The 14,938-nt window shown below is 63.4% G+C and carries 9 protein-coding genes; 8 read left to right on the top strand and 1 reads right to left on the bottom strand.

The features are described from left to right. Position 1: 1 nt before the first annotated feature. The 7 genes from treZ to AC1POX_RS19885 all read left to right on the top strand — a co-directional run bounded on the left by treZ (position 2) and on the right by AC1POX_RS19885 (position 10,119). Positions 2–1,759: a malto-oligosyltrehalose trehalohydrolase gene (gene treZ / locus AC1POX_RS19915; RefSeq protein WP_218489135.1), complete on the top strand. Its 1,758-nt coding sequence runs from the start codon at positions 2–4 to the stop codon at positions 1,757–1,759. Then, a complete protein-coding gene (locus AC1POX_RS19910; protein ID WP_372356515.1) occupies positions 1,756–3,705 on the top strand; it encodes a 4-alpha-glucanotransferase in 1,950 nt (649 codons plus the stop codon). Before treZ ends, AC1POX_RS19910 begins: the two co-directional genes overlap by 4 nt. Beyond that, positions 3,702–6,311 carry a malto-oligosyltrehalose synthase gene (gene treY / locus AC1POX_RS19905; RefSeq protein WP_372356514.1) on the top strand — a complete coding sequence of 870 codons (2,610 nt, stop codon included), beginning with the start codon at positions 3,702–3,704 and terminating at the stop codon, positions 6,309–6,311. Before AC1POX_RS19910 ends, treY begins: the two co-directional genes overlap by 4 nt. A 21-nt stretch (positions 6,312–6,332) precedes the next feature. Continuing rightward, on the top strand, positions 6,333–6,518 hold the full coding sequence (locus tag AC1POX_RS19900) for a DUF2934 domain-containing protein (protein WP_008575499.1): 186 nt from the start codon (positions 6,333–6,335) through the stop codon (positions 6,516–6,518). A 117-nt stretch (positions 6,519–6,635) separates the two neighbouring features. Continuing rightward, positions 6,636–8,798 (top strand): glycogen debranching protein GlgX, encoded by a 2,163-nt coding sequence (gene glgX / locus AC1POX_RS19895; RefSeq protein ID WP_008575501.1) that lies wholly within the window; start codon positions 6,636–6,638, stop codon positions 8,796–8,798. Between the two features lie 16 nt (positions 8,799–8,814). Then, entirely contained in the window at positions 8,815–9,447 is a 633-nt protein-coding gene (locus AC1POX_RS19890) for an NAD(P)H-binding protein (RefSeq protein ID WP_218561053.1), read from the top strand. Positions 9,448–9,624: 177 nt separating this feature from the next. Beyond that, positions 9,625–10,119, top strand: a complete 495-nt coding sequence (locus AC1POX_RS19885; RefSeq protein WP_277574531.1) for a hypothetical protein — start codon at positions 9,625–9,627, stop codon at positions 10,117–10,119. On the opposite strand, the gene AC1POX_RS19880 is transcribed toward AC1POX_RS19885, so the two are convergent. Then, complete coding sequence (locus AC1POX_RS19880; RefSeq protein ID WP_372356513.1) at positions 10,116–11,255, bottom strand: cytochrome-c peroxidase; 1,140 nt, start codon at positions 11,253–11,255, stop codon at positions 10,116–10,118. The two genes, AC1POX_RS19885 and AC1POX_RS19880, sit on opposite strands and share 4 nt — an antisense overlap. Here AC1POX_RS19880 and AC1POX_RS19875 point away from each other — a divergent pair. Further along, complete coding sequence (locus tag AC1POX_RS19875; RefSeq protein ID WP_481108592.1) at positions 11,254–14,934, top strand: IPT/TIG domain-containing protein; 3,681 nt, start codon at positions 11,254–11,256, stop codon at positions 14,932–14,934. The genes AC1POX_RS19880 and AC1POX_RS19875 overlap by 2 nt on opposite strands. The last annotated feature ends 4 nt before the right edge of the window (positions 14,935–14,938 follow it).

The raw sequence follows: 14,938 nt of genomic DNA, 5'->3' as shown, positions 1-14,938 counted from the left end.
GATGAACCAGCGCAATGCAATCACACCGGCCTGGGGCGCCTGGCCGGCGGGTGAGGGACAGGTGCGCTTTGCGCTCTGGGCTCCAGCAGCCAAGAGCGTGGACGTGGTCTTCGACGACGGCGCGCGCCGCGCGCTGCAGGCGGGACAGGACGGTTTTTTCAGCGCCGTCATCGACTGCGCTGCCAATGCGCGTTACCGCTATAGCGTCGACGGCGCTGAGCCGGTCCCGGACCCGGCCTCGCGCTGGCAGCCCGAAGGCGTGCACGGCCCCAGCGCGGTACAGCCAACCGACGGCTATGCCTGGCAAAACGCCCAGTGGCAGGGACGGCCGTGGGACGAGGCAGTGATCTACGAAGTGCATGTCGGCACCTGCGGCGGCTATGCCGGTGTGCAGGCGCAACTGCCGCAGCTGGCGGCGATGGGCATCACCGCCATCGAACTGATGCCGTTGAGCGCGTTTCCCGGCGCGCACAACTGGGGCTACGACGGCGTGCTGCCGTATGCACCGGTGGAGGCGTATGGCACACCGGACGAACTGAAGGCGCTGATCGATGCCGCGCACGGGCATGGCCTGATGGTGTTGCTGGACGTGGTCTACAACCACTTCGGCCCGGACGGCAATTACCTGCACAGCTATGCTGCGCCGTTCTTCAACGAGGACAAGCCCACCCCATGGGGCGCAGCGATCGATTTCCGCAAGCCGCCGGTGCAGCGGTATTTTCTCGACAACGCGCTGATGTGGCTGCACGAATACGGTTTCGACGGCCTGCGCCTGGATGCGGTGCATGCGATATCGCCCAACGCGTTCCTGGATACCTTGCGCGAGACCGTCGAGGCCAGCCTGCCGGCCGGGCGGCATGTGCATCTGGTGCTGGAAAACGAGGCCAATCAGGCCTCGCAACTGCAGCGTGGCTATACCGCGCAGTGGGACGACGACTTCCATAACGCGCTGCATGTGCTGCTCACTGGCGAAGAGGAAGGCTATTACGCCGCGTTCGCCGACAAGCCGACCGAGCACCTGGCGCGCGTGCTGGGCGAAGGGTTCGCCTATCAGGGCGAGCCGGACCCGCGCGGGCATGTGCGGGGCGAACCCAGTGGCGCCTTGCCGCCGCACAAATTCGTGGTGTTTGCGCAGAATCACGACCAGATCGGCAACCGCGCCCGCGGCGAGCGGCTGAGCGTGCTGGTGTCGCCGCAACGCTTGCGCGCGGCGTTGGCGCTGACCGCATTGACGCCGATGATTCCGCTGTTTTTCATGGGCGAACCGTGGGGCGCCAAGCAACCGTTCCTGTTCTTCACCGACTTCGGCCCACCGTTGGACGATGCGGTGCGCGAAGGCCGCCGCAAGGAGTTCGCGCACTTCGCCGCGTTTGCCGATGAGGCCCAGCGCGCCACCATTCCCGATCCGAACAGCCATGCCACGTTCGCGGCATCGCGTGCGCCGATCGCCGATGCCGCGCATGGCGACGGCGCGCAGTGGGCAAGCTGGTTCACGGCGCTGCTGGACGTGCGTCGTCAGTGGCTGGTGCCGGGCCTGGCGCAGGCGCGCGCCGTGCGTGCCAGCGTGCTTGCCGATGGCGCGGTGGCCGCCACCTGGGAGCTGCCGGGCGGGCTGTGGCATATCGCCTTCAATGTCGGCACCCAGCCGGTGCCGTTGCCGCCGCTGCGCGGACGCGTGGCGCATGTCGAAAACGTGGCTGCCGATGCGCGGGAACTACCGGTCGACGGCTTCATCGCCTGGCACGAGGCGCAGGCATGAGTACGCGCGATCCGGGCGGGGATGATCTCAACACCCTGGCCGCCGCGGCCGGGGTGATGGTGGATTGGGTGGATGCCAGCGACCAGCCGCGGCAGGTCTCCGAGCAATCGGTGCATGCGGTGCTCAGCGCGCTGGAACTGCCGGCCGCCACCGCGGCGCAGCGCGCCGACAGCCTGCGCCGCTGCCAGGCGCAGGCCGACGAGCCGGCGCCGCTGCTGACGGTGCAGGTGGGCCAGACGCTGCCGTTGCGCGTGGCGGCACACGCCAGTGGCCGCTGGAGCGACGACAGCGGCGCCAGCGAAGACGCGCGTGCCGATGCGCAAGGGCAGGTGCGCGCGCCGCAGCGTTTCAGTTACTGGACGCTGCAGATCGGCGCGATCACCCAGCAGGTGGCCGTGGCGCCGCCACGTTGCTTCAGCGTGGCCGATGCCTGTGGCCAGCCATCGCCGCGTGCCTGGGGCATGGCGCTGCAGGTGTATTCGGCACGCAGCCTGGATGACGGCGGTATCGGCGATGCCGCCGGCACGGTGGAATGGTTGCGGCACGCGGCCTTGGCCGGCGCCGACGCCCTGGCATTGAGTCCGGTGCACGCCGCGCGCCCGGTGAGCGGCGGCTACAGCCCGTATTCGCCCAGCGATCGGCGCTTTCTCGATCCCTTGCATGCCGCGCCGGTGCGCATCCTGGGCGAACTGGCGCTGGATGCGATCAACGCGGTGCCCGGCCTGCGCGAACGTTTCGATGGCTTGCATAACGCTGCATTGATCGATTGGCAGGCCTCGGCGCACGCCAAGTGGGAATTGCTGCGCCAGTTGTACACGCGCGTTTCGCCCGATCATGCCGATCTGGTCGCCTTCCGCAACGCAGGCGGCGCGGCGCTGGAGGGCTTTGCACGCTTTGCTGCGCAGGATTTCGGCGACAACGATCCGCAGCTGCATGTGTTCACGCAATGGCTGGCGGCGCGCAGCTGGTCCGATGCGCAGCGCGAGGCGCACGAGCGCGGCATGAAGATCGGTTTGATCGCCGATCTGGCGGTGGGCTTCGACCCCAACGGCGCCGAAGCCGCAGCGGCGGCCGACACCGTATTGCGCGGGCTGGTGTTGGGCGCGCCGCCGGATGCCTTCAATGCCGATGGCCAGCATTGGGGCATCGGGGCGTATTCGCCCACGGCGCTGCGGCGCAGCGGCTACGCGCCGTATATCGCGCTGCTGCGTGCGGTGCTGCGCGACCGCGGCGGCATCCGCATCGACCACATCCTGGGCCTGATGCGGCTATGGGTGGTCCCCGATGGCGCCAGCTCCAATGAAGGTGCGTATCTGGCTTATCCGCTGCACGATCTGCTCAACCTGCTGGCGCTGGAATCGTGGCGGCACCGGGCGATCGTCATCGGCGAGGACCTGGGCGTGGTGCCGCCGGGTATCCGCGAAGAACTCTCGCAGCGTGGAGTGATGGGCATCGATGTGTTGATGTTCACGCGCAACGACGACGGCGCATTCGTCTCGCCGGCGCTGTGGCGGCCGGATGCGATCGCCACCACTACCACGCACGATCTGCCCACGCTCACCGGCTGGCGCACCGGCCGCGATATCGACTGGCGGCGCAAGCTGGAACTGATCCAGCCCGCGCAGGCCAGCGACGATGCGGCCGCGCGCAACAAGGACGTGGCACGGCTGGATGCCGCTGTCGAACTTGCCGGCCTGAGCAGTGCGCGCGACCCGCTGCTGGGCGCATTGCGCTTCACCGCCACCAGTGTCTCGCCGCTGGCCTTGTTGCCGGTGGAAGACGCGCTGGCCCTGGACGAACAACCCAACCTGCCGGGCACCGTCGAAGTGCATCCCAACTGGCGTCGACGCCTGCCCGATCCCTTGCCGCATGCGCGCCTGAGTTCGGCGCTGCACGGCTTTGCCGAGGCGCGTCGCGTCGCGGCCGTTTCGGAACCGCATCCATGATCGATCTTCGCGCTACCGCCCGCCTGCAGCTGCATGCCGGCTTCACCCTGCACGATGCGCTCGCGCAGGTGCCGTACTACGCAGGCCTGGGTATCAGTCACCTGTACCTGTCGCCGATCGGCACGGCCGTGCCGGGCTCCACGCACGGCTACGACAATATCGACCCCACCGTGGTCAATCCCGAACTCGGCGGCGAAGACGCCCTGGTGGCGCTCTCGCAGGCCGCGCGCGAACACGGCATGGGTCTGATCGCCGACATCGTGCCCAACCACATGGCCACGCATGCGCAGAATGCGTGGTGGTGGGATGTGCTGCGCAATGGCCGCAGTGCCAGGCACGCCGACTGGTTCGACATCGACTGGCGCGCGCCCGGGCGCGACGGCAAGCTGTGGCTGGCGGTGCTGGATCGCCCGTATGCGACAGCGCTGGCCGAAGGCCTGATCACGCTGGTGATCGAAGACGACGGCAGCGCGGCGTTGGCGCATTACGACCAGCGTTACCCGATTCGTCCGCAGACGCTGGACATCCCCGAAAAGGGCGCACGTGCGCAGTGGCTGCGCGACTACAACGACGGCGCCAAACGCGGCGACGGCCGCCTGCACATGTTGATCGAACGCCAGCCGTATCGCCTGAACTGGTGGCGCGTGGGCAACGACATGCTCAACTACCGCCGCTTCTTCGATATCACCTCGCTGGTGGCCTTGCGGGTGGAATTGCCGGCGGTGTTCGACGCGGTGCACGCGTTGCCGCTGCGGCTGGTGGCCGAAGGCCATCTGGACGGCTTGCGCATCGACCACGTGGACGGGCTGACCGACCCCACCGGCTATGTGCGCAAGCTGCGCAGCCGGCTGGATGCGGCTGGCCGCACGCGTGGGCTCAAGCCCGGCACGCTGGGCCTGTACCTGGAAAAGATCCTCGCACCGGGCGAGCACCTGCCGGCCGACTGGCCGTGCGATGGCACCACCGGTTACGACTTCATGGACCAGGTGGGCGGGCTGTTGCACGATGCGGCCGGCTTCCGGCCATTGGTCCGTGCCTGGCAGAAGGTGAGCGGGCGCAGCGGCGATTTCGCGCAGGAAGAACGCACCGCCCGCGACGAAATCCTGCGTGGCCCGCTGCAGAGCGAATTCAATCGCGCCGTGGGTGCGTTGTCGGCGTTGGCGCGGCTGGATCCGCCCACGCGCGAGTTCAGCCCGCAGATGCTGGCGCGCGGCTTGTGCGTGCTGCTGCGCTGGTTCCCGGTGTACCGCACCTATGCCGGCGCCAAGGGCGTCACCGGCAGCGAAGCGGAGCGATTGCGCGCGACCGCTGCAAAGGCGCGCGAGGGGATGCCGGAATCGATCGTGGCGGCCGTGGATGCGATCGAGCGGTGGTTGCTCGACGATGCCGGCGCAGACCGTGCGCAGATCGCCTTGCGGCGCATCCTGCGCCGTCGCGTGGAGCAGCTGTCCGCACCGCTCAATGCCAAGTCGGTGGAGGACACCGCGTTCTACCGGCACGGCGTGCTGCTGTCGCGCAACGAGGTCGGCAGCCACCCGACCCATTTCGCCAACGAAGCGGCCGAGTTCCACGCGCAGAATCTCGAGCGCGCCAAGCATTACCCGCGCGCGTTGCTGGCCACCGCCACCCACGACCACAAGCGTGGCGAAGACCTGCGCATGCGGCTGGCGGTGTTGTCCGAGCAACCGCGCTGGTGGGTCGAGCAGAGCGCCCAGTTCGATGCGCTGGCCGACGCGCTGGAATCGCCGGCCCTGGCCGGGGGCGACCAGCAGATGTTGTGGCAGACCCTGGTGGCGGCCTGGCCGATCGGCCTGGGCGCCGACCAGACCGAGCCGCTTGCCGGCTACGCCGAGCGCATCGCGCAATGGCTGCTCAAGGCGGTGCGCGAAGCCAAGCTGCACACCAGCTGGACCGACGGCTCGCCGGCCTATGAGCACGCCGTGCAGGCCACCGTGGAGCAGGTGCTGTGCAGCCGCGCCGGGCTGCCGCTGCGGCGCGCGCTGCTGCGCGCAAGCAGCTACATCGCCGCCGCCGGCGCGCGCAACAGCCTGGTGCAAACCACCTTGCGCCTGACCGTGCCCGGCGTGCCCGACCTGTACCAGGGGACCGAAGGCTGGGATCTGTCGCTGGTGGATCCGGACAACCGCCGTCCGGTGGATTACGTCCAGCGCCAGCAGTGGCTGCAGCAGGCGCGCGACTTCTCCGGGTTGCTGCGCAGCTGGCGCGATGGCGCGGTCAAGGCGCGCCTGACGGCGCTGTTGCTGCAGTTGCGCCGCGAATTTCCAGCGCTATTTGCGAAGGGCGACTACCAACCCTTGAACGTGGCGGTCAGCGGCGATGCGCAGGTGCTGGCATTCCGTCGCCAGTATCGCGGTCAGTCGCTGGTGGTGGCCGTCACGCGGCTGGGCGCCGGCGTCGAGGGCGAGGGCGATCTGCCGTTGCTGGTGGCGCCTGCCACCTGGGGTCAGGCGTCGTTGGCATTGGGCGAGGGCACATACCGTAATGTGCTCGATGGCAGCACGCTGCAGTCGCAGCACGGCCGCGTGGCGCTATCCACGCTGTTTGCACGTGCGCCGGTGGCAGTGTTGTTGTCCCAAGAAAATTGACCCCTGAGAGAAACGTACGCAATGAATGACATGGAACGGCAGGCGCGGCTTGCCCAGTTGGCACGGGAGATTTGGGAGGCGGAGGGCCGCCCGGACGGGCACGCGGACCGCCATTGGGCCATGGCCGAGCGGTTGGTGGAGGCCGAGGAGCGCGCCGCCGAACAGGCCGCCGAATACGCGGCCACCCCGATCGCTGCACGCCAGTAACGGCGCGTCTGGCAGCGTGCATGGGCCGGCCTGCTGCGCGCCGGCCCGTGTGCTGCGGACTGCGCCGCCAGTGCAAAATCGCGCACCGTTTGCGTTCACCGTTCTAAGGAGTCACCGATGGCCACTCGCAAGTTCACCCAGCGCTCGCGCATTCGCGAAGGCCGTCCCAACCCGCTCGGTGCCACCTGGGATGGGTTGGGCGTCAACTTCGCGCTGTATTCGCGCAATGCCACCCGGGTGGAGCTGTGTCTGTTCGACGAACGTGGCCGCGAACAGGAGCGCATTGCGCTCCCCGAATACACCGACGAGGTCTGGCACGGTTATCTGCCCGACGCACGGCCCGGCCAGTTGTATGGCTACCGCGTGCACGGGCCATATGCGCCCGATGCCGGGCACCGCTTCAACCACAACAAATTGCTGCTGGACCCGTACGCCAAGCAGATCGTTGGCGAACTCAAATGGGCGCCGCACCTGTTCGGCTACATCATCGGCCATCGCGACAAGGACCTGAGCTTCGACCGCCGCGACAGCGCCGCGTTCATGCCCAAATCCGCCGTGATCGACCCGGCCTTCACCTGGGGCCAGGACCGCCCGCCGCAGACGCCCTGGAACCGCACGGTGATCTACGAAGCGCACGTGCGCGGGCTGAGCATGCTGCATCCGGCGGTGCCGCCGGAAGAGCGCGGCACCTTTTCGGCGCTGAAAACCGACGAATTGATCGACCACATCAGTTCGCTCGGCGTCACCGCAGTGGAATTGCTGCCGGTGCATGCGTTCGTGGACGATCAATATCTGCTGGAAAAAGGCCTGCGCAATTACTGGGGCTACAACACGCTGGGCTTTTTTGCCCCGCAGGCGCGTTACATGTCCACGCGCACGGTGGCCGAGTTCAAGCAGATGGTGGCGCGCCTGCACCACGCCGGCCTGGAAGTGCTGCTGGACGTGGTCTACAACCACACCGCCGAAGGCAACGAGCTCGGGCCCACGCTCTCGTTCAAGGGCATCGACAACGCCAGCTATTACCGCCTGGCCGACGATCGCCGCTTCTACATCAACGACACCGGCACCGGTAACACCTTCGACCTCACCAATGTCGGCGCGCTGCGTATGGTGATGGATTCACTGCGTTACTGGGTGCAGGAGATGCACGTGGACGGCTTCCGTTTCGATCTGGCCAGCATCCTGGGCCGCGAACGCTATGGCTTCGATCCGTCCGGCAGTTTCCTGGATGCGGTGCGCCAGGATCCGGTGCTCAGCCAGACCAAGCTGATTGCCGAGCCGTGGGATATCGGCCCCGGCGGTTATCAGGTGGGCAATTTCCCGCCCGGCTGGGTGGAATGGAACGACAAGTTCCGCGACAACGTGCGCGCCTTCTGGCGCGGCGACAGCGGCCAGCTGGCCGAGTTGGCCACGCGCCTCACCGGCTCTGCGGACCTGTTCAATCACAGCGGCCGCCGCCCCACCGCATCGGTCAATTTCGTCACCGCGCATGACGGCTTCACCCTGCGCGACCTGGTCAGCTACGAAACCAAGCACAACCTCGCCAATGGCGAAGACGGCAGGGACGGCAGCGACCACAACATCTCTTCCAACTATGGCGTGGAAGGCGAGACCAACGACCCGGCGATCAAGCAGCTGCGTCGCCAGCAGATGCGCAACCTGCTCGCCACCTTGCTGTTGTCGCAGGGCACGCCGATGCTGCTGGCCGGCGATGAGTTCGGCCACAGCCAGAACGGCAACAACAACGCGTATTGCCAGGACAACGAGTTGACCTGGATCGACTGGACCGCTGCCACCAAGGCCGCCGCCGCCGACCAGGCCGCATTCGTGCGCCGGTTGATTCGTATTCGGCAGCGCTACCCGCTGTTGCATCGCGCGCGTTTCTTCGACGGCAAGTTCGACGAGGCGCTGGGCCTGAAGGATCTGACCTGGCTGGCGCCCAACGGCACCGAGATGGATGAAGCCGCCTGGCACGACCCGGAAGCGCGCGCGTTGATGCTGCGTCTGGATGGCCGCTCGCCGACCACCGGCCTGCGCGAGATTGCCGCCAACGTGACCTTGCTGATGCTGATCAATGCCGCCTCTACCGCGGTGTCGTTTACGCTGCCGGCCATGCATGACGAACATTGGCGCGTGCTGGTGGACACCGCGCGCCACGGCGGCCGTGTGGTGGCCGGTGGCAGCGAATGGAAGGCCCCGGCGCATTCGCTGACGCTATTGGCGGTGGAGCGCGATCGCATTGTCAGCAGTGCGCGGATCGTCTCCGAAGGAGCGCGCTGATGGCGAGGATGGCCTGATGGATGTCTTGTTGGCAGGGGCGACCGGCCTGGTCGGCAGGCACGTGCTGCAGCAATTGCTGGGCGATACGCGGTGCACCGGCGTAGTGGCGATGACGCGGCGGCCGCTGGCGCAGATCCATCCCAAGTTGCGCAATCAGGTGATCGACTTCGAGCGGCTCGAGCACTGGACGGCACCGCGCATGGAAGCGGCCATCTGTGCGTTGGGGAGCACGATGAAACAGGCCGGCTCGCGCGATGCGTTCTATCGTATCGACCACGATTACCCGCTCGCCATCGCGCGCGCCGCCTGCGCACAAGGTACCTCGGTGTTCGTGCTGAACTCGGCGGCCGGCGCCAACGCGCAGTCGCGCATTTTCTACAGCCGCGTCAAGGGCGAACTGGAGCGCGATCTGCGCCAGATCGGTTTCCCCTCGCTCACCTTCGTACGCCCCGGCCTGATCGGCGGCGAACGCGAAGAGCGCCGCACCGGCGAGCACATCGGCAGCGTCGTCCTTGGCGCGCTCGGCCCGCTCCTGCCACGTCGTTTTCGCATCAATCCGGCCGAGCGGATTGCAGCGGCGATGGTCGCCGCCGCGTTATCGCCGGCACGTGGGGAGCACAGCGTCGAGGCAGCGGAGCTGGTGGGTTAGCGCGAGGCGTCTGCGTAAGTCAGAACGCTAAGAGGACAATGGTCTCGCCAGACTCGTAGTAGTAGCAAATCTCAACGAGTCTGTTCGAACAATCGTATGCTTTGCTGAGATGCAGCGGAGCCCTGGTTCCTGATAACCTTGCTTTGTCCGCGACAGGTTCGCCAAAAGGAAACGGCCATGCATTTGTTGATGAAAGGGACTTTGGTTTTGTTGGCTGGCGCATTGTGCAGTTGCACCGCGCCTGCGGGCAGTGGTGGAAAAGAGCCGCAAGCATCAACAGCGCCTTTAGCAGCTGCGAGTTCGGCAAAGATTCGGGAAATTCTGGTGGTGACCAAGGGGAACGGGGCCACAACCCAGAACCGGTCCGAGCCGGTAGGTCCTGACTCACCGATTTCAGTCACAGTGTCAGTCACCCATTCTGGGTCTGAGGTGCCATCTATTTCGCTGCGGTTGATCGATCTAAAGAATGGCCAGGTGCTAGGTGAGAAGGTTCAACCGGTAGCCGCGAATAGTGATTCGGCGCACTTCGAGTTCAAGCCTACTCAGCGTTGGTCTGAGGGGCGCCACTTGTTAGAAGCGCGGCTTGGTAAGACTGGAAAAGTAGTTCAGCGCGAGTTTGATGTGGTGCCAAGCCGGCCCGCTGCTGCTGCCGAAGTCGACACTAAATCTTAACGCGTGTCGTTTGGTAGGTCTTCCAGTGCATGCAAGAATGCATGCAAATCCTGTTGCTCTGCTGCAGTCAGCGAGATAGGTGTGCCACGAGCAAGGCTGCGGTAATAGATCTCGCGTTGGATCGCCTCTTCAAGGCTTCGAACGCTACCATCGTGCATATACGGTGGCGTGCGGGTGACGTTGCGTAGCGTTGGTGTGCGGTAGGCCGCCAAGTCATTGCCTTGGCCGCTGATTGCAAACCGTCCCAATGCGGCAATGTCTGGGTCTGACAAGACTAGCGCAGCTAATGGGACACCCTGCTCGCGCTTGGTTTTAAAGGATTCAATGGTGGTGCCCACTTGCCCAGCCATCCGATCCATCCCGACGTTGGAATGGTGAAACTGATTGTCCGTGAAAGCGGCCGGTGCTGCCTCCAATGCGTGACATGAGGAACATTCGGCTTTCCCCCGGAACACATCCAGGCCGCGGCGCTCTGCCGTTGTCAAGGCAGCGGTATTCCCCGCGACAAAAGCATCGTATCGGCTGCGGCCAGTGGTCACAGAAGCCAGGTAAGCCAAGATGGAACTGGAGATCCGTTCCTGGTCGACACGCTCATTGCCAAATGCCGCTTTAAACCGTATTCGGTAGTCCGGCTTCTGTGACACCGCCTTGATCACCACACTCATATCGGGTTGAGCCATTTCGGCCTGATTGGTGAAGGCCGCCACCGCTGCTTGGTCCAGCCGCTCCTCACGACCATCCCAGAAGAAGTGAGTGAAGTGAGGAAGGTCTAGCAAGCTCGGCACGTTCCGGGTGCCAGTGCGTTGACCATAGACAGTGGGAACCGCGACGTCTTGGGCAAACGCCTTGCTGGGGTCATGGCATGAACTGCAGGCCAGTGTCCGATTTGCACTGAGAGTTGTGTCTCGGAACAAAGTCTCACCCAGGTCCGCTTTGGCTTGATGGGCTTTCCTTTGATCCAGATCCAATCCGGCCAGCCAGCTCACTCCCAACAAAGGAAGGGCGACGGCCAAGGAGAGGAAGATGATGGCACTTCGCGACATTTTTCTTGATTTCAAAGATTGAACAGAGTATGAATATAAACTACAAAAATCTAGCCCCGAGCTGACTGCTCGTTGGATCAAAGGAAGCCTCATGGATGGGCGATTGACCTCGCATCGCGAGCAAGCAACGGACGTGCGCGGGTCTATGAGGGCTCCACTAGGCCTCTGGCGCGCAGGTAAATTACTCCTGCTGACGTTATTGATGTTTTTGTCCGTGGCGTCCTCAGCCACCAACTATGTCTATGACAGCAGTGGCAAATTGGTCGCGGTTAGTGACGATGTTGGGTCTAGTGCTCGATACATCTACGACGGCATAGGCAATCTGCTCACAGTAGATCGATTCGCTGCTGGTCAGTTGGCAATCTTCACATTCAGTCCAGGGCGTGGCGCTCCGGGCACGGCCGTTAAGATCAAGGGCCAGGGCTTTAGTACGACAGCCACGCAAAATGCGGTTAAGTTCAACGGTGTGGTGGCAACGACTGTAGCCGCTACCGTCAACGAGATAACCGCCACTGTTCCCGCTGGCGCCACCACAGGACCCGTTTCAGTTGCGGTCGGCACCGCCGTAGCCGCAAGTCCCGTCAATTTCGTCGTTGATGCTGCTGCTGCGGTTCCAACGATCACATCCGTTGCTCCTACTCTTGTGGCAGTCGGTGAGCAGATTACAATTGCGGGTAAACAATTGTTACCTGTCGTAGGGCAGACCTCGACGCTGCTCAATGGACGGGCAGTCGCTACATCGAGTTCGTCTAATACGCAGATCGCTTTTCCAGTTCCGGCGAAGGTGGGCAGCGGCAAGGTTACGATTATTACGCCCTACGGTTCGGCCACGAGCAGTCAGGACGTGGTGGTGGCCCCCACAGGCATCGAGACTGCGACTATTGAGTCCGTGAAGCGGCTAGGGCTTAATGCTGCCGCGCAGACCTTGGCAGTCAACACAACTGGGAAGGCAGTTGCTGTGTTGTATGACGCCGCTGTGGGCGATTTTCCAAGTCTGCAGTTCAGTGGCTTGGGGACATTGACAATCGAGTACACCGCGTATGGTCCAACGAATGTCAGCACTGCTTCCGGCTCGGTTTCAGCGGCAAGTCCAACTGTCCACTTGCCAAGGATTTCGATTGGCGGAACCTATTTGCTGCTATTGCGTCCTTCCAGCGCGCCTGCCACTTGGAAGCTGGCTGTAGAAAAATCGCCACTATTAGCAGTCAATGGCTCTGTCTTATCCCAATCTCTCTCTGTCGCGGCACAGAGTAAGAGGATTTTGTTTACGGCAACGGCTGGCCAGAACATGGGCTTTGCACTAAGCGATCTGGTGACGCCCAATACGACAAGCTCGGCGTCGTTGACCGTTTACCGTGCTGATGGCGCGGGTATCGCAAGCCAGAATTGTTCTGCCAGCATTGGCAGTTGCCAGACCAACCTAGTCAACTTGGACGCTGGAACTTACAGCGTGGTGGTTACGCCGCCTTACAACGGCGACCAGACGATGAGCTTCAAGAGCACCTTGTCGACGGATGTGACCGGGGCACTGGTGGCGGACAAGGTGCAGACATTGACCTTGGGTCGTCGCGGTCAGAACGGGCGACTGAGTTTTGCGGGTACAGCAGGTCAGACGGTGGCGTTGCAGGTGGCAGGTCAGACGACGGTACCGGCAGAGCGTATGGCGTATTACACGGTGTATAAGCCGGACGGAACGGCGTGGAATTCTGCTGCGCCGACCTCGGCTACGACGTTGAATCTGCCGAACCTGCCGATGACAGGGACCTACACGGTGTTTGTGGATCCGTATTACGGCGAGACGTTGAGTGCACAGTTGACGCTAGCCACAGGGACGACCAGTGGACAGGTGACCAATGGTGCCAGTGGCAGTTTTGCGACGACGGTGCCTGGTCAGAATGTCTATTTGACCTTTACGGCAACGGCTGGCCAGAACATGGGCTTTGCACTGAGCGATCTGGTGACGCCTAATACGACAAGCTCGGTGTCGTTGACGGTTTACCGTGCTGATGGCGCGGGTATCGCAAGCCAGAATTGTTCTGCCAGCATTGGCAGTTGCCAGACCAACCTAGTCAACTTGGACGCTGGAACTTACAGCGTGGTGGTTACGCCGCCTTACAACGGCGACCAGACGATGAGCTTCAAGAGCACTTTGTCGACGGATGTGACCGGGACACTGGTGGCGGACAAGGTGCAGACATTGACCTTGGGTCGTCGCGGTCAGAACGGGCGGTTGAGTTTTGCGGGTACAGCAGGTCAGACGGTAGCGTTGCAGGTGGCAGGTCAGACGACGGTACCGGCAGAGCGTATGGCGTATTACACGGTGTATAAGCCGGACGGAACGGCGTGGAATTCTGCTGCGCCGACCTCGGCTACGACGTTGAATCTGCCGAACCTGCCGATGACAGGGACCTATACGGTGTTTGTGGATCCGTATTACGGCGAGACGTTGAGTGCACAGTTGACGCTAGCCACAGGGACGACCAGTGGACAGGTGACCAATGGTGCCAGTGGCAGTTTTGCGACGACGGTGCCTGGTCAGAATGTCTATTTGACCTTTACGGCAACGGCTGGCCAGAACATGGGCTTTGCACTGAGCGATCTGGTGACGCCCAATACGACAAGCTCGGTGTCGTTGACGGTTTACCGTGCTGATGGCGCGGGTATCGCAAGCCAGAATTGTTCTGCCAGCATTGGCAGTTGCCAGACCAACCTAGTCAACTTGGACGCTGGAACTTACAGCGTGGTGGTTACGCCGCCTTACAACGGCGACCAGACGATGAGCTTCAAGAGCACTTTGTCGACGGATGTGACCGGGACACTGGTGGCGGACAAGGTGCAGACATTGACCTTGGGTCGTCGCGGTCAGAACGGGCGGTTGAGTTTTGCGGGTACAGCAGGTCAGACGGTAGCGTTGCAGGTGGCAGGTCAGACGACGGTACCGGCAGAGCGTATGGCGTATTACACGGTGTATAAGCCGGACGGAACGGCGTGGAATTCTGCTGCGCCGACCTCGGCTACGACGTTGAATCTGCCGAACCTGCCGATGACAGGGACCTATACGGTGTTTGTGGATCCGTATTACGGCGAGACGTTGAGTGCACAGTTGACGCTAGCCACAGGGACGACCAGTGGACAGGTGACCAATGGTGCCAGTGGCAGTTTTGCGACGACGGTGCCTGGTCAGAATGTCTATTTGACCTTTACGGCAACGGCTGGCCAGAACATGGGCTTTGCACTGAGCGATCTGGTGACGCCCAATACGACAAGCTCGGTGTCGTTGACGGTTTACCGTGCTGATGGCGCGGGTATCGCAAGCCAGAATTGTTCTGCCAGCATTGGCAGTTGTCAGACCAACCTAGTCAACTTGGACGCTGGAACTTACAGCGTGGTGGTTACGCCGCCTTACAACGGCAACCAGACGATGAGCTTCAAGAGCACTTTGTCGACGGATGTGGCCGGGACATTGGTGGCGGACAAGGTGCAGACATTGACCTTGGGTCGTCGCGGTCAGAACGGGCGGTTGAGTTTTGCGGGTACAGCAGGTCAGACGGTGGCATTGCAGGTGGCAGGTCAGACGACGGTACCGGCAGAGCGTATGGCGTATTACACGGTGTATAAGCCGGACGGCGTTCATCTAAATTCCGTCGGCGCGACATCGGCAGCAACACTGAATCTGTCTAGCCTGCCGGCAACGGGTACTTACACGATATATGTGGACCCGTACTACGGCGAGACGCTCAGCACGCAGCTGACGCTCACCTCATCGAAATGACTGT

This window comes from Xanthomonas sp. NCPPB 3442 (assembly GCF_056725145.1).
This window is presented reverse-complemented; position numbering and strand designations above follow the sequence as displayed.